General features: G+C 62.2%; 17 protein-coding genes. 9 read left to right on the forward strand and 8 right to left on the reverse strand.

Translation table 11 applies throughout. The features are described 5' to 3' along the window. The first annotated feature begins 238 nt into the window (after nucleotides 1-238). Entirely contained in the window at nucleotides 239-883 is a 645-nt protein-coding gene (locus tag ACILSR_RS25625) for an EF-hand domain-containing protein (RefSeq protein ID WP_395752659.1), read from the forward strand. 355 nt (nucleotides 884-1,238) lie between these two features. After that, nucleotides 1,239-1,502, forward strand: coding sequence for a hypothetical protein (locus ACILSR_RS25630; protein WP_395752660.1), 264 nt, complete (start codon nucleotides 1,239-1,241; stop codon nucleotides 1,500-1,502). An 8-nt stretch (nucleotides 1,503-1,510) separates the two neighbouring features. Here ACILSR_RS25630 and ACILSR_RS25635 read toward each other — a convergent pair whose 3' ends face one another. From ACILSR_RS25635 to ACILSR_RS25645, 3 genes are all read right to left on the reverse strand, one after another. Beyond that, nucleotides 1,511-2,776, reverse strand: a complete 1,266-nt coding sequence (locus ACILSR_RS25635; protein ID WP_395752661.1) for an RNA polymerase sigma factor — start codon at nucleotides 2,774-2,776, stop codon at nucleotides 1,511-1,513. A 2-nt stretch (nucleotides 2,777-2,778) separates the two neighbouring features. Beyond that, on the reverse strand, nucleotides 2,779-3,141 hold the full coding sequence (locus ACILSR_RS25640) for a YciI family protein (protein ID WP_395752662.1): 363 nt from the start codon (nucleotides 3,139-3,141) through the stop codon (nucleotides 2,779-2,781). A gap of 289 nt (nucleotides 3,142-3,430) precedes the next feature. Beyond that, nucleotides 3,431-4,186, reverse strand: coding sequence for a DUF899 domain-containing protein (locus tag ACILSR_RS25645; protein ID WP_395752663.1), 756 nt, complete (start codon nucleotides 4,184-4,186; stop codon nucleotides 3,431-3,433). Between the two features lie 303 nt (nucleotides 4,187-4,489). Here ACILSR_RS25645 and ACILSR_RS25650 point away from each other — a divergent pair, with 303 nt between their 5' ends. From ACILSR_RS25650 to ACILSR_RS25660, 3 genes are read left to right on the forward strand one after another with little or no spacing between them, the layout of a single operon-like run. Next, nucleotides 4,490-5,902 (forward strand): hypothetical protein, encoded by a 1,413-nt coding sequence (locus tag ACILSR_RS25650; protein ID WP_395752664.1) that lies wholly within the window; start codon nucleotides 4,490-4,492, stop codon nucleotides 5,900-5,902. Next, nucleotides 5,899-6,996 (forward strand): glycoside hydrolase family 99-like domain-containing protein, encoded by a 1,098-nt coding sequence (locus ACILSR_RS25655; RefSeq protein WP_395752665.1) that lies wholly within the window; start codon nucleotides 5,899-5,901, stop codon nucleotides 6,994-6,996. Before ACILSR_RS25650 ends, ACILSR_RS25655 begins: the two co-directional genes overlap by 4 nt. 14 nt (nucleotides 6,997-7,010) lie before the next feature. Beyond that, nucleotides 7,011-8,342 carry a neutral/alkaline non-lysosomal ceramidase N-terminal domain-containing protein gene (locus tag ACILSR_RS25660; protein ID WP_395752666.1) on the forward strand — a complete coding sequence of 444 codons (1,332 nt, stop codon included), beginning with the start codon at nucleotides 7,011-7,013 and terminating at the stop codon, nucleotides 8,340-8,342. A 10-nt stretch (nucleotides 8,343-8,352) separates the two neighbouring features. On the opposite strand, the gene ACILSR_RS25665 is transcribed toward ACILSR_RS25660, so the two are convergent. Continuing rightward, complete coding sequence (locus ACILSR_RS25665; protein WP_395752667.1) at nucleotides 8,353-9,126, reverse strand: helix-turn-helix domain-containing protein; 774 nt, start codon at nucleotides 9,124-9,126, stop codon at nucleotides 8,353-8,355. A 198-nt stretch (nucleotides 9,127-9,324) separates the two neighbouring features. On the opposite strand from ACILSR_RS25665, the gene ACILSR_RS25670 reads away from it, so the two are divergent. Continuing rightward, the gene (locus ACILSR_RS25670; RefSeq protein WP_395752668.1) at nucleotides 9,325-11,106 is read left to right on the forward strand and encodes a LamG-like jellyroll fold domain-containing protein; all 1,782 of its coding nucleotides are present in this window, start codon (nucleotides 9,325-9,327) and stop codon (nucleotides 11,104-11,106) included. Between the two features lie 25 nt (nucleotides 11,107-11,131). On the opposite strand, the gene ACILSR_RS25675 is transcribed toward ACILSR_RS25670, so the two are convergent. Further along, a complete protein-coding gene (locus tag ACILSR_RS25675) occupies nucleotides 11,132-14,506 on the reverse strand; it encodes a PAS domain-containing protein (RefSeq protein ID WP_395752669.1) in 3,375 nt (1,124 codons plus the stop codon). 220 nt (nucleotides 14,507-14,726) lie between these two features. Between ACILSR_RS25675 and ACILSR_RS25680 the strand changes: the two genes are divergently transcribed. Continuing rightward, a complete protein-coding gene (locus ACILSR_RS25680; RefSeq protein WP_395752670.1) occupies nucleotides 14,727-16,094 on the forward strand; it encodes an L-serine ammonia-lyase in 1,368 nt (455 codons plus the stop codon). Nucleotides 16,095-16,350: 256 nt separating this feature from the next. Here the strand turns inward: ACILSR_RS25680 and ACILSR_RS25685 are convergent, their stop codons facing one another. Genes ACILSR_RS25685 through ACILSR_RS25695 form a run of 3 tightly spaced genes read right to left on the reverse strand, consistent with a single transcriptional unit; the run spans nucleotide 16,351 to nucleotide 19,106 of the window. Beyond that, nucleotides 16,351-17,553 carry an FAD-dependent oxidoreductase gene (locus ACILSR_RS25685; RefSeq protein ID WP_395752671.1) on the reverse strand — a complete coding sequence of 401 codons (1,203 nt, stop codon included), beginning with the start codon at nucleotides 17,551-17,553 and terminating at the stop codon, nucleotides 16,351-16,353. Between the two features lie 20 nt (nucleotides 17,554-17,573). Further along, nucleotides 17,574-17,969, reverse strand: a complete 396-nt coding sequence (locus tag ACILSR_RS25690; protein ID WP_395752672.1) for an SMI1/KNR4 family protein — start codon at nucleotides 17,967-17,969, stop codon at nucleotides 17,574-17,576. 39 nt (nucleotides 17,970-18,008) lie between these two features. Next, nucleotides 18,009-19,106 carry an alpha/beta hydrolase-fold protein gene (locus ACILSR_RS25695; RefSeq protein ID WP_395752673.1) on the reverse strand — a complete coding sequence of 366 codons (1,098 nt, stop codon included), beginning with the start codon at nucleotides 19,104-19,106 and terminating at the stop codon, nucleotides 18,009-18,011. Between the two features lie 135 nt (nucleotides 19,107-19,241). Here ACILSR_RS25695 and ACILSR_RS25700 point away from each other — a divergent pair, with 135 nt between their 5' ends. Next, a complete protein-coding gene (locus tag ACILSR_RS25700; RefSeq protein ID WP_395752674.1) occupies nucleotides 19,242-19,601 on the forward strand; it encodes a hypothetical protein in 360 nt (119 codons plus the stop codon). A 159-nt stretch (nucleotides 19,602-19,760) separates the two neighbouring features. Further along, nucleotides 19,761-19,973 carry a hypothetical protein gene (locus ACILSR_RS25705; protein ID WP_395752675.1) on the forward strand — a complete coding sequence of 71 codons (213 nt, stop codon included), beginning with the start codon at nucleotides 19,761-19,763 and terminating at the stop codon, nucleotides 19,971-19,973. Nucleotides 19,974-20,055 lie beyond the last annotated feature (82 nt).

Genomic DNA, 20,055 nt, shown 5'->3' on the forward strand with positions numbered 1-20,055 from the left:
TCCGCCGTCCATTTTTGAAATGAGCCACGATGAGTTGAATAGTTTCGCGGGCGCTGCGTCGGACTCAGCACTTATGGATGCACGCTGGGTTGATCGATTCACCCCAACCCTGGCCCAGACTTGCCTGAGCCTCTGCGTGGACCCTGTCCAAACATCGTCGCGAGGAAAAAATGTTTCCCACGATCCGAATTCTTCCTTCTTGCGCAACCCGCGCTGCCAATAGCGGTTAAAACCTCTTATGAAAACCACCACCTATCACAGACTCGTCATCGCAGCAGTCCTGCTCCCCGCAGCCACCTGGGCTGCTCAAGGCGGCAAACGTCCTCCAAACTCCGCGGCCCATCACGGCGGTGCCAATGGCGAAGTACTCAAGACCTTCGACAAAAACGGCAATCATCAAATCGATGCGGATGAACTGCCTGCGCTGCAGCAGGCCTACATGACCCTCAAAAACCTCGACAAAAATGCCAATGGCGAGATCGAACTGGCCGAAGCCGAAAACCCCAGATCAAACGGGACGCACGATCGCAGAGGCCGCATGATGGCGGAGTTCAAGCACTTGGACAAAAACGGCAATCATCAGATCGATGCCGACGAAGTCGAAGGCTTGCAGAAGATGCTCGCGGGTGGAAAAATCATGTCCCGCCTGGATCACAACAGCAACGGCAAGATCGATCCCGATGAACTCGCGCATCTCAATCAGCGCATCGCCCAAGGTGGCGGCAGAGGCCCTGCTTCGAGCGCTCCTTCCCTGCGCAAGCCGCCAGAAAAAAAGCCCGCCGAAGCCGCGCCTCCACCTCCTTCAGCAACGCCCAAAACAGAGGAGACGAAGCCTGCCGCTCCTACGTTTGAATCGAAACCGCCAGGCAATTTTGGCAACTGAAGAAAATGTCTGCTGCTGGAAACCGGCGTGGTATTCCAGCACCCGCCGAGCCCGAAGGTGATTGAGGCCGCAAACGCTCCGCCCATCACTCGTTCTCCCAAGATTCGCGCTGCACCGTGGAGGATGCCGCGGCGCGGGATGCTCTATGTCGCTGGAGCTTTCCCTGCTGGTGCTCCGCGCCACACCTGGCGAAAAAGTCTCCGACAGCATCCCCGTGGTGCTTTGGAACTACTAGCCACCTGCATGCCCAAGCCGGCGCCGGGGTATGCAATCCGCCCCCCTTTTTATAATCCACTGTCATTCGCTGAATAGATCCGCAGGCGCTGCGTCCGACACTGAACCTATGAAATCAAAAATGGTTCTTCTTTTCGCCGCCATCCTCACCCTGGGTTCCTTGAGTTCCTGCGTGGGTCCTTACTACGGCGGCGGTTATGGCTACGGCTACCGCAGCTCCTACTATCGCCCTTACTACGGCAGCTACGGATACAACCGTTACAGCCCTGGCTATCGTTCACCTTCCCATGGCTACGGCGGACAGCATCACAGCGGGTTCGGCGGCTACAGCGGGCATCATTACGGTGGCTTTGGTGGCAGCCATCATGGCGGTCACCATCGTTGAGACAGGCCTCAGCCACCGCACTCCGCGATCCGCCGCGATATGAACTCGCGCTCCACGGGCAGCGTGGCCAGCTTGAGCGCCTGTTTGAAATGGGCTAGCGCGTCCACGGTCTGGCCCAGCTCGGCGGCGAAAGTGCCTCGGATGGCGTAGAATAAGTGAGAGATCTCCAGCACGCTGCGCTGCGCAATGCCCTGCAGTGCGTCCAGTCCCGCCTGTGGCCCGTGCACACGCGCCACGGCCACAGATCGATTCATCGCCGTGACAGGCGAGCGAGTGATGGCCAGCAGCTGATCGTACAAATGCAAAATGCGCGGCCAGTCCGTGGATGAAGCATCCGCCGCCAGACAATGCGTGGCGGCGATGCTCGCCTCGATGTGATACACGCTCAGCACCCCTCCTTGGGAGGCCTGAAGCAGAGATGCGATGCCGCGCTGGATCATGGCCTGATCCCACGCCCTGCGGTCCTGCTCATGCAGCCGCAGCAGATGCCCCGCATCATCCGTGCGTGTGTGCAGGCGCGCGGCATTGAGCAGCATCAGCGCCAGCAGGGCCAGCGCGCGTGGCTCCTGCGTGGCAGGATGTTCGGTGACCAGTGTGAGCAGGCGAATGGCCTCATGGCACAGATCATCGCGCACCAGCCGGTCGCCGGTGGAGGCTTTGTAGCCTTCATTGAAAAGCAGGTAGAGCGTGTGCAGCACGCCGCTTAGCCGCGCGGAGAGCTCCGCAGGCTCTGGCACCACAAAGGGCAGCGCCAGCTCGCGGATGCGCTGCCTCGCGCGCACCAGCCGCTTCGCCACCGCCGCCTCGCTCGTGAGAAAGGCAGCCGCGATTTCCCCGGGGCTGAAGCCGCACAGCGTGCGCAGCGCCAGCGCCGTCTGCGCATCCGTGGCCAGCTCAGGATGAAAGCAGACAAACATCAGGCGCAGTGTGTCGTCCGCAAAGGTTTCGTGCTTCATGTCTTCAGCCGGTGTGGAAAGCCACCGCTCCTGCTCTGCGGCGATGCCGTCCTGTTTTTCGTTCCATCGCTGCTCCCGCTGCAGCGCATTGAGCGCGAGATTTTTCGCCACCTGCGTGAGCCATGCGGCGGGGTTGTCAGGCACACCCCGGTAGGACCATGTCTGCAGCGCGCGCAGCAGCGCCTCCTGCACCACATCCTCCGCCAGCTGCAGCCGATGCGTGCCGAGGTGCGCCGTGAGCGTGGCGATCACCTTCGCGCCTTCATGGCGGAAGAAGTGATCAGCCACCTCACCTGCACTGGTGCCCTGCAGGCTCATGATCATTCACACGCAGTAAGTGCGGCGATGCGGCGGACCTCCAGCCTGCCACCGTTGCCAAACATGGGGGACGATTCCGCAATCTTCACGGCCTCTTCCATCGACGCCACATTGAGGATGAAAAAGCCGCCCACCGCCTCCTTGGATTCAGCGGCGATGCCATCAGAAACGAGTCCCGGGCCGGAGACGACTTTTCCTTCTGGCGTCAACGGCTGTGCCGCGCTGAAGATGCCCTTCTTTGTGAGACCGTCGATCCAGTCATAGACCACCTTCATGTGGGCCTGCATTTCTTCGGGGGAATGTCCGGAGCTGCACGAGCCGCCGCGGACGAGAAACATGTATTGAGAGGTGGGTTCGGATTTCATGAATTGGAATGAGTGGAGTGAAGTTTGAGTGAAGATTTCTGACGTATATGTTTCAGCAGACGCCTCGCTGCGCAAAGGATCAATGCGCTGATGCAAAGCAAGGTAAGCAAGCGCATGAGGATGTGGGCTGAAGCATAGGATATCGTGACGCCCGTTCCGAGCGCCACATACGCCGCCAGGCACATCGGGCACTTCGGCATCAGGGCCAGCACCGTGCCCGGGACCAGCCAGCTGGCAACTCTTCTCATGCGCCCGGCAGGTCTCGTGCTTTGGCAGCAGCGCCGCGTGCTCATGCCTTCGCCTCCTCGGAGCGGCAGCCGCATTTGGAGGTTGCGTCGGAATCATAGCGGTCGTGGTGGCGCACCCACTGCATCGTCCATTCCAGGCTGTCTTCGTCACGGCCTTTGGGCACCAGATCGAGAATGCGATACGTACCCATCATCAGCTCCACCCCGCGGCCATACACCGAGTAGGTGTGGTAGATCGTGCCATCGGCCTCTTTTTGGAAAACGCTGATCCCGGGAGCCTCCGTGCTGCCAAAGGGCTGCTCGGTGTAGTTGTAGTCCACCTTGCCGCTCTCCACTTCTTTTTCGGTGAATGAGACGTGGAAGTCGTGGTTGAAGTCGCTGCCATTGGAGGACACCCAGCCGAAGCTCCAGCCCATGCGCTTCTTGAACGCCTCGATCTCCGTCAGCGGCGCACGGGACACAGCCAGCATCGTCACATCTCGCGCCGCCAGATGTGGCAGCATGCAGTCCGTGTGGTCTGCCATGTAGGAGCAGCTCGGACAGCCCTCTTCCCAGCCGGGCCCGAGCATGAAATGCTGAATGACGAGCTGGCTCTTTCCGCAGAAAAGATCCGCCAGCGAAACGCGGCCGCCGCAGCTGTCGAACTGATAGTCCTTGTCGATCTTCACCCACGGCAGGGCGCGGCGCTTGGCGCTGATGGCGTCCATCTGCCGGGTGAGCTGTTTTTCTTCCGCGAGGAGCGCCTTGCGGGCTTCAAGCCACTCGGCCTGCGATGCAATCGTGTGTTTCGTTTTCATGGTCATTGTTGGTGGGGGTAGGGTGTTGATGGGAATTCGTTTCTGCCTTCTTCCCGGTCTGCCGCAGCGTTCCGTTCAATGACACGACAAACGAACCCGCCTGCCGAGGACAGGGCAGGACAAGATTTCTGAAAAAAGTTTTCCGTGCCCTGCAAAAGCCGGTTTGTCCCCTGGGACATCAACCACCAGGAGCACCCTCATGCCGCCCCCTGCCAGACAATCGTGGAAGCAATGCAGCTGCTGCACACGTACAGACAGAGCGCTTGGGTTCCTGCTCCCGGCACGCCCATTCCGACCTGTCCCATGAAATCGCGTACCACGTCATCCCTCGCTCCGGCAATCGCCGCCCTCATGCTCCTCTCCGCATGCCTTTTCCTTGGGAACACCGCAGGTGCAGCCGAGCTGCAGGCCGGCTTTGCCCAGGTGGACATCACGCCTCCCATCGGTGCCATCATCACGGGACCGATGGGCCCGCTCAGCACCGCCACGGACGATCCCCTCAAAGCACGCGCCATGGTGGTTTCCAGCGGCGGCAAAAAACTCGCGATCGTGGGCGTGGACCTCGTCAAAATCCGTCGCGATCTCTCAGACAAAGCCATCGAGCTGGTGATGCAGCAGACCGACATCACGCGCGAAGGCATTCTCATCTGCCCCAGCCACAACCACAGCGGCCCCCTCATCCCGGCCGATGGAGACAAAGCTACGGCCAACAAAGAATACATCGACACCCTGCCCAGGCTCATCTCCGACAGCATCGTGCAGGCCAACAAAGCACTGCAGCCCGCACGCATGTCTGTCGGGCGCTCTCTCGTGCTCGAAGGCCACATCAATCGCCGCCTCATCTCCAAGGCTGACGGCCTCGTGTTGAACACCTGGCTGAAAAAACTCAACGACCTCAAGGAAGTGCCGCAGGTGCTGGGCAGCGAAAGCGTCATCGATCCCGAACTGTGGCTGGTGCGCTTCGATTCGCCAGAAGGAAAAATGCTTGGCACGCTGATGAACTTCACCTGCCACCCCTGCCTGCATGACCGCATCAAAATTCACACCTGGTCCGCCGATTATCCCGGCGTCATCGCAGACACCCTGGCAAAAGAGTTCGGCCCGCAGGCCATTGGCGTCTTCATGCAGGGCGCTTCTGGCAACATCCAGCCGCCCGTCTGCTGGGCCCCCGACTGGAAGGAGCGTGCCGCAGTCTTTGCCAATGCCGCAGTCGAGGCCGCCAAGACCGCGCTGCCAGTGGAATCTCCCGTCGTTGATTACATGCGCCGCGATGTGGACGTGCCACGCTGCAATGCCGAAGCCCAGCGCCCGGAAGCGATCTCGCGCCTGGGCTGGCGGCCCGAGTCGTTTGAAGGCGCAAAGAAAACCGCCGAATCCATGCCGCGCCTCCTGAACGTGCCCGTGAGCGCCGCACGCATCGGCCCCTTCGCCATCGCCACCAATGCGGGTGAGCTCTTTGTGGAGTGGGGCATCTCCGTGAAGAAGCGCTCACCCTTCCCTCACACCGTCCTCAGCGAACTCACCAACCACTGGGTCGGCTACGAACCCACCGAAGCTGCCTTCAAACACGAAGGCTACGAAACCCTCGCCGGCGCCAACTTCGTCTCGCTGGAAGGCATCCAGACACTGGTGGATACCGGCGTGGAGATGCTCGACGAACTCTGGAAAAGAGCCCCGGAGAAGCCGCAGCCACAAACAAAGCCCGAATCAAAATGAAGTCCGCTCTCCTGCTCATCCTCGCGATCGCCACGCCTTCCTTCAGCATTCGTTCCGAAGTAAGCCGTCCGCTCGTCGGGGCCATCCGCTGGGATGCGTGGTACTCAGACAAAGGACCGGTGAAGGAAGTGGAGCGCTCTCTGGGCCCTCCGAAGTACCACTTCCGCCTGCCGTGGTTCGCGCAGCTTCAAGGCGGAGACAACGTGAGCATCAATGGCGACAGCGAAACCATCATGCGGCAGGAGCTCGACTATGCCTCCACAGCAGGCCTGGATTACTGGGCCTTTCTTGACTACGGCCCCGGCAGCGACATGACGCATGCGTTCAACCGCTACCTCGCAGCGGCGGACAAGCGCGGCCTGCGCTTCTGCTTCATCGAGGAAGGCGGGCAGATCGATGGCCGAGGCCCGAAAGACTGGCCGCGTGTGATCGAGCATTTCAAAAATCCGAACTACCTGCGCGTGTTGGATGGCCGCCCGCTGCTCTGCGTCTTTGCCCGCCCGAAGAAATACGGCAGGGAAGTGTTTGATGAACTTCGTCAGCTCACCGTCGCCGCAGGATTGCCGGAGCCCTACCTCGTGCTCATGGGTTGGAACCCCGCCGAGGAGCGCGTGAAGCTCGGCTTTGATGCGGTGTCTGAATACGCAGCCGTGGGCACCGGCTACTCGCCCAAGCCCGCCGCGTATGAGCAGCTCGTGAGCAAGCATGTGGCGCAGGAGCTCTGGCAGAAGTGGGAGCATGACCGCACGCCCTGCATCACCTTCGCCACCGCAGGCTGGGACACCCGCCCGCGCCAGGAACGGCCGCCGACATGGTGCCGCTGGATCAAAGCCGAGCCAGACCTCACACCGCCCGAGCAGCAAAAGCCCCTGCGCGATGCCGCCACAGGCACGCCTGAACAAATCGCCAGGCACGTGCAGGAGGCCGTGCAGTGGACACGCACTCACCGCGACCTGAATCCCGCCAACTGCGTGCTCATCTACGGCTGGAATGAAAATGACGAAGGCGGCTGGCTCATCCCCACCTTGGGAGCTGACGGCAAGCCCGACGACTCACGCATTCAAGCACTCGGGAAAGTCCTGCGTCCTCACTGAGAAACCTCCCTCTCATGCATCATCCGTCCCGCATTCCGCTCCCCATTTTCAAAAGCCTGCTCGCCCTCGCTTTGGCAGGCCTGCAGTGCCTGGCCTCAGCAGCGGACACTTTGGAGGCCGGCGTAGGCCTCGTGGACATCACGCCCACCGGCGAGGTAACGCTCGCAGGTTCTCCTTCACCCAAGAAAACCTCAGAGATAAAGACACGCCTCAACGTGCGTGCCCTCGTGCTTTCAGCCAACGACACCAAGGTCGCCATCGTCACGCTGGACACGCTGAAGTATCCCGTGGATCTCACGGTGAAGGCACGCGCCAGCATCGAGCAGGCCACCGGCATCCCGGCAGCGAATGTCATCATCTGCTCCTCGCACACGCACAGCGGCCCGCTTTGGAGTTACTATCCGGACAAACTCGTCACCCCCATCACGGAAGCCGTGAGCAAAGCCGCGAACGATCTCACACCCTGCACACTCGGCATGGCACGCGGCACCGCCGAGGGCGTGGCCGAATGCCGCCGCGTCATCAAAGAAGGCCACGCCTGGAACCGCTGGCAGCTCAAGCCGGACGAGGCTGGCAATTATCCCGCCGAAGGCCCTGCCGATCCCGACTTCGATCTCCTCGCAGTGCGCAGCGCAGATGGAAAGTACAAAGCCATTCTCTATAACTTCGCCTGCCACGCCGCCAACAACCGCGCCCCCCTCATCTCCGCCGACTATCCCGGCGATGTGGAGTTGCACGTGCAGAAGGCGCTCGGCTACGCCGTGCCCACCCTCTTCCTAACCGGTGCCTGCGGCGATGTGAACCCCATCTACAGCGTCCGGCGCGATCTTTTCCAAGAACGCCTCGGCGGCGAAATCCTGCACTGCCTCGAGCGCCTGGAGCCCGTGACAAAACCCACGCTCGCCATCGAAACACGCGAGTTCCAGATGCCAGGCCGCGAACACCCCGAATTCAAAGAAGCCGAAGTCGCGCGCAACTGGCCCGGACAGCTCGAGCACTACCGCAAGGCCTACACCAGCATGAAGGCCCGCGAGCAGCCGAGCTACCTCTACTTCCTCACCGGCATCCGCATCGGCCTGGACTTCGCCATCGTGACCAATGCGGACGAGCTCTTCTGCAGCATCGCCATGAAAATCAAAGAGCAGTCTCCCTTCAAGCACATCATGACCGTGGAGCAGACCAACGGCGCTCACGGCTACGTCCCCAGCGCCAAAGCCTTCGAAGGCGGCAGCTACGAGACCTGGTTCGGCGAACACTCCTACCTCACCACCAAGGCGGCTGACATCATCGAAAAGCAATCACTGGATGTACTGGGCAAACTGCGCACCCAGGAAACGAAACCGTAAGCATTCCGCTTCACCCCCTCGAAGCACGATACCCCACCGGTGTCTCATCAAAGGCGCGTTTGAAATGCTGGCCAAATCTCGAGACGTCTCGATACCCCACGCGCCGCGCGATGCGGGCCACGGACAGGCGGGTGTGGCTCAGGAGTTCGGCCGCTTTTTCCAGGCGCAGCTTTTGCAGGTATGCCTGAAAGCTCAGTCCGTGGCGGCGGCGAAACAGCCGGCTCAAATTTCCTGGACTCGTGAAAGCGACGTCGCGCGCCACCTCTGTGAGCTTAAGCGGGCAATGCAGGCGAAAGGCCAGATGCGCGGCAGCACGCTGTAGCGGATCGCCTGCGGGTTCTGACGCATTCGGCATAGCCTCGGCGATCCGAAACCACACAGCCTCCACATGGCTGCGCGCGGCATCTTCAGCAGCGGCGGGATCTCCCAGCGCGATGGTTTCCACCAGATGCTCGTGTTCATCCGCCAGCACGCGATTGTCAGGAAAGTAATCCTCAAAGCCCTGCTGATGAAACGTGAGCAAACTGTCCCACACACGCCGCCACGTCTCTCGTAGCAGCGGCAGGTCCGCCAGCTGGATGATGCTCTCGTGCAGCTCACGGTCCGCGCTCCGAAAGGCCGCATAGTCGCGCTGCCGCACCGCTTGCGTCACCCGACGCAGCAGAGCGCGCAGCTGCTTGAGCGCCGCCGGCGCGGAAGAGGCGTTCATGGCCGCATGCCTCGCGGCAAAACCCTCCAGCACGGAGCGCAGTTCGGAGAGCTTGCGGACATCGGTAAAATTCATGCGGCGTCAGTTATTATGCGAAATCGGGCTTCAGGCTATGCGGCAGAGATCAAAAGACGCCGTGCCATTTTCCCTGCATTGAAAACGCAGGCGGGCGCACGATTGATCATATCACCGCCGCGCCCGCCTGTGCCAAATCCACCCACGGCACCTCTGCTCCCAAGCACTGGCGTTCCAGCAGCAGCCATTCGCCATTTCATGAAACACCTCCTCTTTCTCTGCACCCTTCTGCCACTTGCCTGCCTCGCGGAGGTCTGGCCGCTGGACTCCGTGGACGGCGCGCTTCTGCTGCATGGAGACGCCGGTTCCGCTCCCGGTGCGGTGGCGCAGAGCCTGGTGCTCGATGGAGCTTCCGTGATCGAACTGAAGAACAGCAGCGCCCTCGCCAGCGGTTCCAGTTTCACCGCCTCCGTCTGGTTCAATCCCTACTCGCTCCACGGCGGGCAGCAGATGCTCATCGGCAAAAACCGCTACTCGCTCGGCGAGCGCCAGTGGGGCATCACCGTGGAGCCGGACGGCAGGCTGCGCGCGCACCTGCAGCAGAAGAAACGCTGGAGCGAGATCACCTGCGCGCAACCGCTGCAGCCGGGCCGCTGGCACCTTGCCACGCTGGTGGTCACTCCTGAGCGCGCCGCTCTTTATCTGAATGGCCAGCCCGCCGGAGAGATCAAGCTCACGCAGCCCATCCCCGCCACCGCCGCACCAGTCACACTCGGTGGCATCTTCGATGAGGGCAGACCCCGCCAGCAGTTCATCGGAGCGCTCGATGACGCACGCATCGAGCCACACGCCATGTCAGCCGCAGACATCGCCGCAGCCTATCATCCCGTGGAGGCCACACATGATCTCCCGAAATCCTTCACCGCCGACTTCCCTCTTTGGGATGCCACGCAAAAACTCCCCGCTTCCGCAGATCTGCCACTGCTGCAGGGCACGGATTTCCACGTCATCAAAAAGCAGGCCCCGGATGCAGACGGCGCCCGCTGGACGCTCGGTGTCGGTCTGGCCTGGCACAAAGGCAAACTGTATGCCTCCTATGGCTTCAACAAAGGCAGCGAAAACACGCCCACCGAAGAGGCGCATGTGCGTGTGAGCGAGGATGCCGGCCACACCTGGGGCCCACCAGTCGTGATGGACTCCGGAGAGGGCAGCCTCGGCGTGAGCCACGGCGTGTTCCTCTCCCACAAAGACAAGCTCTGGGCTTTCATGGGCGCGTTTTATGACCGCTTTCAGCGCACGCACACTTGTGCTTACACCCTGAATGAAACCACCGGCGCTTGGGAGCCGCATGGCATGATCATCGACTCCGGATTCTGGCCCATGCAGGAGCCGCAAAAAATGGCTGACGGCAACTGGATCATGGCCGGCGCACGTGTCTCCAAAGGCTACGATTTCAAAGGAGACCTGCCTGCCGTGGCCATCAGCCATGGCGATGACTTCACCCGCTGGGACCTCGTGGTCATCCCTGTGGTGCGTGGTCTCGGCAATGTCTGGGGCGAATGCTCGGTGATCGTGGAAGGCAGCCATATCATCAATATCTCACGCTATGGCCAGAAGGCGCAGGCACTGGTGAGCAGCAGCGAGGACTGCGGCCGCACTTGGAAGCCCTCTGCCCCCTCCAATCTTCCCATGGCCACCAGCAAGCCCTATGCAGGCACGCTCAGCACCGGCCAGCGCTACCTCGTGTGCACCACCACGGCAGACACCGGAGGCCGCCGCTCTCCGCTCACCATCGCCGTCAGCAGGCCGGGAGAAAATGTCTTCAGCCAGGTCTTCCTCATCCGCCCTTCCGTCTTCGCCGGCACTCCAGGAGTCTCGGATCCCAAGGCCGACTTCAGCTACCCCTACGCCGTCGAGCACGAGGGCCGCCTCTACATCGGCTACACGCATAAAAGCCATGCCGCCAATGAACTCGCCGTGGTCCCCGTGGCCTCACTGACTCCAGCCGCCGCCGCGAAAACAAAAGCCACTCGCCCCTGAGCCGCTGCGCAAGCTACGGCAAAAATCACTCGGGAGAATTCATCCCGCAATGAGCCGCGCCAACACCGCCGCCGTTCCCATGCTGCTCCAGCCGCTGGCGCAAAAGACCGAGGTCGAGCGGTTTCACGAAGTATTCATCAAAGCCGGCCTGTGCCGCCGCGGCGCGGTCCTCATGGCTGCCGTAGCCGCTCATGGCCACCAGCAGGCTGCCGCGCATGGAGGGCATCCTTCGCAGTTGGCGCGCCACTTCAAAGCCGTCCATGCCCGGCAGGCCAATGTCCAGCAGCACCACCTCCGGTACAAATTCGGCCGCCACCTCCAGCGCATCCGGCCCGGTGAAAACCGCACGCGTCTCGTGCCCGCGACGCTTTTGCAGAATGGCGAGACTGCAGGCGGAGTCCGTGTTGTCATCCACGATCAGCATGCGGCGTGGTGCTTCCCTTGTTCTCGGCGGGCATGGCGCGGGCGCGGGCACCGGCACGGTGATGAGAATGGGCAGTCTCACGATAAACTCACTCCCATGGCCGAGCCCCGCGCTGTGGGCTTCCACACTGCCGCCGTGCAGCCGCACCAGGCGCTGCACCAGGCTCAGGCCGATGCCCAGCCCGCCATGCGCCCGGTCCAGCGAGCGGCTGGCCTGCACAAACAGGTCAAACACATGCGGCAGCAGCTCTGCGGAGATGCCCAGCCCGTCGTCCCGCACAGTCACCGCAACTTCCTGCTGGCCTGTTACCGCGCAGGTTCCCCGCTCCGCGGTCACGGAGATGCGCGAACCTTCACCGCTGTATTTGCAGGCATTGCTCAGAAGATTGCCAAACACCTGCTCCAGCCGCGTGGCGTCGCCATCCACATAGACCGGCTCCTCGGGCACATTCAGCGTCAGTTCCTGATTCAGCGCGGCGCAGCCGGGACGCTGCAGCGTCGTCGCGGCGTTGAGCACCGCCTCCAGGGACACCGGCTGGCGGCGCAGTTCGATCCGTCCTTCCGTGATGCGCGCCACATCCAGCAGATCATCAATCATCCGCGTCATGTTGTCGATCTGCCGGCTGATCGTATGCAGCGCCTGGCTCTGATCCTCTGCGCTGGCCCCGGACGTCCGCAGCAGTTCTGTCGAGTTGCGCAGCGGTGCTAGGGGATTGCGCAGCTCATGCGCCAGCATCGCCAGAAACTCATCCTTGCTGCGGTCCGCGCGCGCCAGGTCCGCCACTCGGTCTGCCAGCGTGGCCTCGATCCGCTTGAGCTCGCTGATGTCCGTCAGCGTGCCAAACCACAGCGTCACCTGCCCCTCCGCATCCTTCTGCGGGATGGCACGTGTGAGGAAGGCACGGAAGATGCCGTCCGCTCCACGCACGGGAAAGGTCATGTCAAAAGGCTCGCCGCTGTCCACGCTGCCTTTCCAGCGCTCCAGCACCTGGGGCAGCACTTCGGGATCATGCACGCTCTGCCAGCCCCAGCCCTCCATCTCCTCGGGTGTTCTCCCGGTGTAGTCATACCAGCGCTGGTTGTACCAGAAGACATGGCCGTCCGGGCGGGACATCCACGCCATTTGGGTGATCGCATTGGCCATCGTGCGGAAGCGCGCCTCGCTCTCATGCAGCGCGTTTTCCATCCGCATGCGCTCCAGCCGCGTCCAGATGCGCATCGTCAGCTCCCTTAGCAGCTCGATCTCCCCCGCGCGCCACACATGCGGTTCGGAACGGTGGATGTTCAGTGTGAAGCGCCACACGGCGTCCCGCACCAGCGGCATGCACACAAAGGCCTTCATCCGCAGCCGCTCATACGCCTGCGCATCCGTGCGCGGATCATTGCCGGTGTCGCAGATGACAAAGGGCTCCCCGTTGCGCAGCGTGTCCTGATACTCGGAGGAAAGGTACTCCGCCAGCTTGTAGCGTCCCAGAGAGCTGGGCACGTCCGGCCGGTGCCAGGCATGCACCACCTCGCACTCGCCTGCGGCGTCGTCGATGTCCACATAGTTGAAAAGGGAGAGCCCCATGTGCGGCCCCAGCTTTGCCCCCACCACGCGCACGATCTCCTCCACGCTGCTCAGCGCGCTCAGGTCATGGCTCACCTCCGCAAGCAGCTGCGCGTCCATTTCCGCCTGCTGGCGCTCCGTGATGTCCCGTGAGCTGGCCAGCAGCCGCAGCACCGCGCCGTTCGCCTCCGGGATGGGAGAGATGGCCGTGTCGAACCATTTGGTCTCCCCGCGCAGGGTGTGGGCGCGCCCCACCATGCGACCGTTGCCTCCCGCTGCTGCCGTCTGCACCGCCTCGCGCGCAGCCTCGCCCGCAGCGCCCTCCCATATCTCCACCCAGGATTTGCCGATGAACGGCTGAATCTCTTCGATGCCCAGCATTTCCTGTCCGCGCTTGGACATGGATATCAGGTTGCCTTCCAGATCGAGCACCTTGATGCAGTCCCGGCTCCCCTCCACGATGTTCCGGTTGAAGTTCTCGCTCGACCTCAGCGCCGCCTCCGCCTGCGCTCGCTCGATGATGTCCGCCGCCTGCCGCGCCAGCAGGTCAAACAGGCGCAGATCATGCTCCGTGGGCAGATGCGGCGCCCGCCAGTGTGTGGACACCATGCCGATCAGCCGCCCCGTGCGCGACAGCAGCGGGGTGGACTGGCACGCCCGGATCCCGGAGCGGCGAAACTCCGCCAGGTCCGCAGTGCCCGCCAGGTCTGCCTTTTCCTCCACATCAGCCACCAGCGTGCGCGCTCCATCGGCCATCGCCTTTCCACAGATCGTCAGGGAGGAAAACCTGATGCACGCCCAGTGCGCCGCGGAGAGCGGATGAAAGCCGCGCCAGGCCAGCAGTCGCAGCGCCTTTTCCCCTTCGTCGTACATCTGCAGGCTGGCCATGTCCGCGCGCATGATGGCGATCGCGGTATCGAGAATCTGCTGGTGCAGCTCCTCCACGTTCCCCTGGTGGATGATCCGCGTGCTGAACTCCTGCAGCAGGCGCAGCGCGGAGAGCTCGTGCAGGGCGTCCTCCCGGGCACGCTCTCTTACCGTTGTGTCGGTAAAATAGCACACCACTCCATGCCGGCCGTTTGGCAGCAGGATGCGCTGCAGCTCCCACTCATAGCTCCGTCCCGCGCTCACTTCGGGCGGGGACGCATAGCGCTCGCCGGTGTTCAGGGTGTGGCGGAAGATCGGCGTTAGGTGCTCGCTGCGCTCCTTCCCGCGCAGCTGGTGAATGATCTCCCCGAAATCTCGGCCGATCACCGGTTCCACCGGCGCAAACGCCTCCCGCGCCTGCGCATTCACTCGCATCAGGCGGAACTCGTCGTCCACCACATACACACCCCCCGGAGCCTGATCGATCAGCGCGGCAAAGAAGGCCTCATTCGTGGAAGATGCCTTCTTATCCTCAGACGTTGACTGATCACGTGCGCTCATGAATCCGAAAGCATGCTGTCTCTTGTTCTAGCGTAGCCGGGCAGGAGGATTCAAGGGGAAAGACGATTTGAAACCCGCTTGTTCTATGTCGTATTCGCGGACGTTTTGGACGCATGAATCAGCGCTTTCGGCCCCGGCCCGGACTTAGCCTGGATTTGCGTCCGCCCGTACACTGCGTTTGCGACTGTGAAATTCTGCCATCTCCGCCTATCATTCCGCCATGAGCCTCTCCGCCTTGGACCTCTACACCATCGGCATCGGCCCCAGCAGCTCGCACACCGTGGGGCCCATGCGTGCCGCACAAAAATTCGCCGCCAAGCTGGCGGCTGCGGGCGTGCTGGAGCGCACGGCGCGTGTTGAGTCCCATCTCTACGGCTCCTTAGCTCTGACAGGAAAAGGCCACGGCACCGACAAGGCCATCCTGCTCGGTCTCGAGGGTGCGCTCCCGGAAAGCGTGGATGTGGACACGGCCGACTCACGCGTGGCCGCCATCCGGACCGGAGCACGGCTGCGCCTCGCCGGCACACAGGAGATCGCGTTTGAGGAAAAACAGGATCTTGTATTTCATCGCACCAAGCCCCTGCCCGCTCACCCAAACGGCATGCGTTTCATTGCTAATGATGCGCAAGGCACGGAGCTGCTGGCCCACACTTGCTACTCCATCGGCGGCGGCTTCGTGGTGGACGAAATCAAAGCCCCGCAGGAAGACAGCACACCGCCACCCTTCGCATTGCATACAGGCGATGCCCTGCTGCGCCTCGCCGCAGCGTCCGGCCTCAGCGTGAGCGAGATGGCCCTGCGCAATGAAAACGCCCGGCGCCCCGAATCTGAAACCCGCACCGCACTCCTCCGTGTGTGGGAGGCCATGCAGCGCTGTGTGCAGCGCGGCTGCGCCAGCCCCGGCATTCTTCCCGGTGGCCTGCACGTGCAGCGTCGCGCCCCCGCCTTGTTTCAGGAACTCTCCGCCCGTCCCGAAGCCGCGCTGAATGATCCGCTCTGCATCCTCGACTGGGTCAGCCTCTGGGCCATGGCCGTGAATGAAGAAAACGCCGCCGGCGGTCGTGTCGTCACCGCTCCCACAAACGGTGCCGCAGGCATCCTCCCCGCTGTTTTGCATTACCTCGTGCGCGTGCAGCGCGTGGCGGACGACGACAAGATCGTGCGCTTTCTCCTCACCGCCGCCGCCATCGGCCTCATCTACAAACGCAATGCCTCCATCTCCGGCGCGGAGGTCGGCTGCCAGGGAGAAGTAGGCGTGGCCTGCTCCATGGCCGCAGGCGCTTTGTGCGAGGCCCTCGGCGGCAGCGTCCCGCAGGTGGAAAACGCCGCCGAGATCGCCATGGAGCACAATCTCGGCCTCACCTGCGATCCCATCGGCGGCCTTGTCCAGGTCCCCTGCATCGAGCGCAACGCCATGGGCTCCGTGAAAGCCATCCACGCCGCCCGTCTCGCCCTCCGCGGAGACGGCACCCACCGCGTCTCCCTGGACAAAGTCATCGCCACCATGCGCCAGACCGGCGCCGACATGAGCACCAAATACAAGGAAACTTCCCGCGGCGGCCTCGCCGTAAACGTCGCGGAATGTTAGGCCCCTCCGCACAGCGCGACAGCGTTTTGGAGTGCTCCAGTCCTCTCGAGCTTTGCGCAGGCTATGAGCCGTTCAAAGCTCCAAGGAACTCGTGCATTCCAAAAAACCGCTAAGGCCGAGCGTGCGCATGGGGGAATGTAGCGCGGTATTCCGATACCGCGACAGCGCCGCCTCGGAACCGAACTCCACACTCCATCGCCGCAGGCAACACGCTCTCAGCCATTTTCCGGAAGCGAGTAACACCCCCACCCGTCCATCACCTCCCCTTCAATCTCAAACTCGAAAACGGCCCCGTCTTCCCTCCCGCCATCGTCGCCGTCATCTGCAGCCGCAGCGGTGGGATGCGCTGAATCACAGGAAACACCAGATCCCGCAGCCAGCCCAGCGGCAGCAGATCAGACTGAAAAAACGGCGTGGTCCAGCGTGTGGCAAATTGATAAAACCCCAGATGTCTCCGCCGCGCACGCGAGTACTGCGCGAGAGCCTCCGGCAATGCGTGCGCTGCCACTGCATGCGCCAGCTCAGCCGCATCCATCAGCGCCAGGTTCACCCCTTGGCCAAGCTGCGGACTCAAAGCGTGGGCGGCATCGCCAAGAATCGCCACGCGCTCTCCGTGCCACTGCTTCATCCGCACATCATGATACGCCGCCGTGGCAACCTGCCCATGCGACTCGATTTGCGAAAGAAAACCCTCCGCCTGCGGTGCCAGCGCGAGCACATCACGCTTCCATTCGGCCAGCGGCGTGTTCCTCCAGTGTTCGATCTGATCAAGCCGGATGCTCCAGAACAGGCTGAGCAGATCGTGCCGCGTGCCGGTGGGCAGAAAGCCCGTCAGCTCGCGAGTCGAGCCCACGCACTGCCACAGCACCTCCGGATCAAACTCCGCCGTGCGTTTGCCGATGAACCACAGCGCCCCCCACGGATACCGGCTCACACGCGCCGGCACCCCGCTCTGATCCCGCAGCGTGGAGTGCGCACCATCGCAGATGAGCAGCAGATCGTAAGGCCCATGCGCCGCGCCATTCGAATCATGCAAACTCGGACGCTGCGCACCATCCCGCGTCAGTTTGGCGATGTGCGTGTTCCAAAGCATTTTCACGCCGGCCTTCTCGGCAGCCTCCAGCAGCAAGTCCAGCAGCGTCGCGCGATGAGTCCCTGCTCCGAAGAGCTCACTGCCCAGCTCCGCATAAGGCAGATGCAGCAGCACCCGGCCGGACCGGGTGCGGCAATGCAGTTTGGAAATCTTCGCGATGTGTGGCAGCAGCGCATCCGCAAGACCCAGCTCATGCAGCACCGCCATGCCCGTGGGTTGCAGCATGAACCCCGCCCCCACCGGCAGCTTCTTCGGCGCCTGCTCAAACAGCGTCACCCCATGCCCCGCCCTGGCCAGATAAATCGCCGCTGCAGGTCCCGCTGTTCCGGAACCAACGATGGCGATGCGCAAGTGGGGCTGTGGCATGCAGGAAGAGCGCGTGAGTTTTATTCTTCTTCCACAACAATGCGCTTGAGCATGTCATCGAATGCATCGGCCACCCGCCTTGCAGTGGTTTGTCCACCGTAATAGTTGATGTAGTGAACCGCGTTTTGACGGTCAATCACATAGAGATTGCCCATTTCGCAGTCGGCGACAGGCAGCACCCCGTCAGCCTTCAAATCATCGTGTATGTCCAGTCTTAGCAACACGGCTTTGGCACCGAAAAAGGTCAGAATAGGAAACTCCGCCTTTCCATCGATGGATCCACCCACAAATGCTCCTCCATACACAGACGCAAACTCCCGGTACTCCTTGGGCAGCGGTCTCCCAAGAGCCTGCTCGATCAAGTCCAGCTGCGTTTCGGTAAACGGAACAGCAGGTTCGATGGGTGGATGAAACATCGGTTGTATTCTCGATCCAAAAACTTGGACTGACACTCCTCACCGAAACAGCCTCGGCGCAAACTCCGTCAGATAATTCCTCCACACCGGCCACGAATGATCCCCCGCCGTCTCGTGCCATTCATGCTTCACCCCGCTGCTCTTGAGCTTCTCAATGAGCTGGTGGTTGCGCTCCAGCAGAAAATCTTTCTCTCCGCACGCGATCCACAGCAGCTTCACCTTCGCATTCGTTCCCTGGCCGTCATCCAGCGCCGGCTTGATCTCATTCTCATCCACCGCGCCACTGAAGGAGCCGATCCACGCAAAGCGGTCCAGGTTCGTCATGCCAATGCTCAGCGCCTGCCAGCCGCCCATGCTGAGGCCGGCGAGAGCGCGCTGCGCGGGATCTTTGGACACACGGTAGCGGCTTTCCACCAGCGGGATCGCATCCGTGAAAAGTTCGTTCTTAAAAGCAGCCAGCGACAGCGCGCGGCGGTCCGCCATGTCCCGCGGCACCTGGCCCAGCGGGTGGCCGTCAATCATGAGGATGATCATCGGCTGCGCTTTGCCTGCGGCGATGAGGTTGTCCAGAATCCAGTGCGCCTTCCCATGCTGCACCCACGTCTCGTGGCGGTCGCCGGAGCCGTGCTGCAGCACAAAGAGCGGGTATTCCTTATGCGTGCCCCCTTCATACCCCGGCGGTGTATACACCCACGCCCCTCGCTGTTTGCTCAGCGCCTTGGAGAGGTAGGTGTGCTGGTGCACCGTGCCATGCGGCACATCCTGAAAATCCCACGGCGCAGGCGGATTCGCAGGAATGTGCAGAATGCTCGAGGTCGGGCTGCGCTGCGGCTTCTGCGCCGTGTTCGCGGGGTCGATCATGCTGAGCTCATCCACCACAAAGCTGTATTCCCACACACCTGCGGGCACGCCCGGCACGCTCAGCGTCCACAGGCCTTCGGCGTCCTTCGTCATCGCGGTCGTTTTCCTGTCCCACTGGCCGCGCACGGCCACGTTCTCGGACTTGGGCGCACGGAGGCGGAAGATGACGCTGTGATCCTCCTGAATGTCCGGCGAGATCACTGGCCCGCTCTTCTGCTGGCCGTTCAGGGTGCAAAGGCAGGCAAAAAACAGGGCAAATGGGAGCAGCATTTTCATGGTGGGCGGGATGCTGGCATGAACGGCCGCCCTTGGGAAGGGGGAATCCAAATCCCCTGCGCCACGATAGGGGGGCGTTTTTTTGAATACGGTTCGGCAGGCAGCGTCGAACTTGATGAACCAACCCTCACGTTTATGAAATCAAAACTCATCCTTCTTTTCACGGCTGTGCTGACGCTGGGCTCGCTGAGCTCCTGTGTCGCCCCGTATGGCGGCTACGGCTATGGGTATAACAATTATTATCCCGGCTATGGCTTGGGCGGCCTCTATGGCGGCATCGGTTTCAACAACTACTACTATAACCGTCCCGGCTATGCCTACAGCGGCTACCGCAGCCCCTATTATGGCCGTCCCGGCTTCACCGGCTATCGTCCTAGCTACAGCAGCTACCGTCCCGGTGGCTTCGGCGGCTATCATGGTGGCTTCACCCATGCGGGCGGCTTCAGCCACGCAGGTGGTTTCAGCCACGGCGGCTTTGGCGGTCACCACCACTAAGAAGAGTCTCCTTCAGGCCGGCGATTCGTGCAGGCTTTGAATCTTCTACTGCAGCGTCCGGAGTTTTCCGGACGCTGTTTTGTGAAGCTCAGAAAACAGCGCAGAACCGATGGCCTGATTGGTGCTGCCTAGGTTCAACCCGCCAATCACTTGCTTGTTATGAAAACTAAACTTCTCGCCATCTGTGCTGCATTGCTGACCCTGGGCTCTCTGAGCTCCTGCGTGGCACCCTACGGTTACAACAGGGCCTACGTGCGCCGGCCCTACCACGGCGGCTACCGCAATCACTACGCCCGCCCTAGCACCAGCATGGGTGGCTACCGCGGCGGCGGCGCGGGAGGCGGACTGGGTGGCAACTTCGGAGGTTTCTAGACCAGTTCTCGAAAAGATTGTCATATTGAACCGGCGAGCGCAGCGGCCCCAGTGGCAAGGCGGGAGCGCCGTCTGCTATTGA

This window comes from Prosthecobacter sp., assembly GCF_044222565.1.
Taxonomy (GTDB): Bacteria; Verrucomicrobiota; Verrucomicrobiia; order Verrucomicrobiales; family Verrucomicrobiaceae; genus Prosthecobacter.

What these genes read in the sequence shown, in the direction of transcription:
- ACILSR_RS25625 (WP_395752659.1), top strand. Translation starts at nt 239, where the DNA reads ATGAAAACCACCACCTATCACAGACTCGTCATCGCAGCAGTCCTGCTC.
- ACILSR_RS25630 (WP_395752660.1), top strand. Translation starts at nt 1,239, where the DNA reads ATGGTTCTTCTTTTCGCCGCCATCCTCACCCTGGGTTCCTTGAGTTCC.
- ACILSR_RS25635 (WP_395752661.1), bottom strand. Translation starts at nt 2,776, where the DNA reads ATGAGCCTGCAGGGCACCAGTGCAGGTGAGGTGGCTGATCACTTCTTC.
- ACILSR_RS25640 (WP_395752662.1), bottom strand. Translation starts at nt 3,141, where the DNA reads ATGAAATCCGAACCCACCTCTCAATACATGTTTCTCGTCCGCGGCGGC.
- ACILSR_RS25645 (WP_395752663.1), bottom strand. Translation starts at nt 4,186, where the DNA reads ATGAAAACGAAACACACGATTGCATCGCAGGCCGAGTGGCTTGAAGCC.
- ACILSR_RS25650 (WP_395752664.1), top strand. Translation starts at nt 4,490, where the DNA reads ATGAAATCGCGTACCACGTCATCCCTCGCTCCGGCAATCGCCGCCCTC.
- ACILSR_RS25655 (WP_395752665.1), top strand. Translation starts at nt 5,899, where the DNA reads ATGAAGTCCGCTCTCCTGCTCATCCTCGCGATCGCCACGCCTTCCTTC.
- ACILSR_RS25660 (WP_395752666.1), top strand. Translation starts at nt 7,011, where the DNA reads ATGCATCATCCGTCCCGCATTCCGCTCCCCATTTTCAAAAGCCTGCTC.
- ACILSR_RS25665 (WP_395752667.1), bottom strand. Translation starts at nt 9,126, where the DNA reads ATGAATTTTACCGATGTCCGCAAGCTCTCCGAACTGCGCTCCGTGCTG.
- ACILSR_RS25670 (WP_395752668.1), top strand. Translation starts at nt 9,325, where the DNA reads ATGAAACACCTCCTCTTTCTCTGCACCCTTCTGCCACTTGCCTGCCTC.
- ACILSR_RS25675 (WP_395752669.1), bottom strand. Translation starts at nt 14,506, where the DNA reads ATGAGCGCACGTGATCAGTCAACGTCTGAGGATAAGAAGGCATCTTCC.
- ACILSR_RS25680 (WP_395752670.1), top strand. Translation starts at nt 14,727, where the DNA reads ATGAGCCTCTCCGCCTTGGACCTCTACACCATCGGCATCGGCCCCAGC.
- ACILSR_RS25685 (WP_395752671.1), bottom strand. Translation starts at nt 17,553, where the DNA reads ATGCCACAGCCCCACTTGCGCATCGCCATCGTTGGTTCCGGAACAGCG.
- ACILSR_RS25690 (WP_395752672.1), bottom strand. Translation starts at nt 17,969, where the DNA reads ATGTTTCATCCACCCATCGAACCTGCTGTTCCGTTTACCGAAACGCAG.
- ACILSR_RS25695 (WP_395752673.1), bottom strand. Translation starts at nt 19,106, where the DNA reads ATGAAAATGCTGCTCCCATTTGCCCTGTTTTTTGCCTGCCTTTGCACC.
- ACILSR_RS25700 (WP_395752674.1), top strand. Translation starts at nt 19,242, where the DNA reads ATGAAATCAAAACTCATCCTTCTTTTCACGGCTGTGCTGACGCTGGGC.
- ACILSR_RS25705 (WP_395752675.1), top strand. Translation starts at nt 19,761, where the DNA reads ATGAAAACTAAACTTCTCGCCATCTGTGCTGCATTGCTGACCCTGGGC.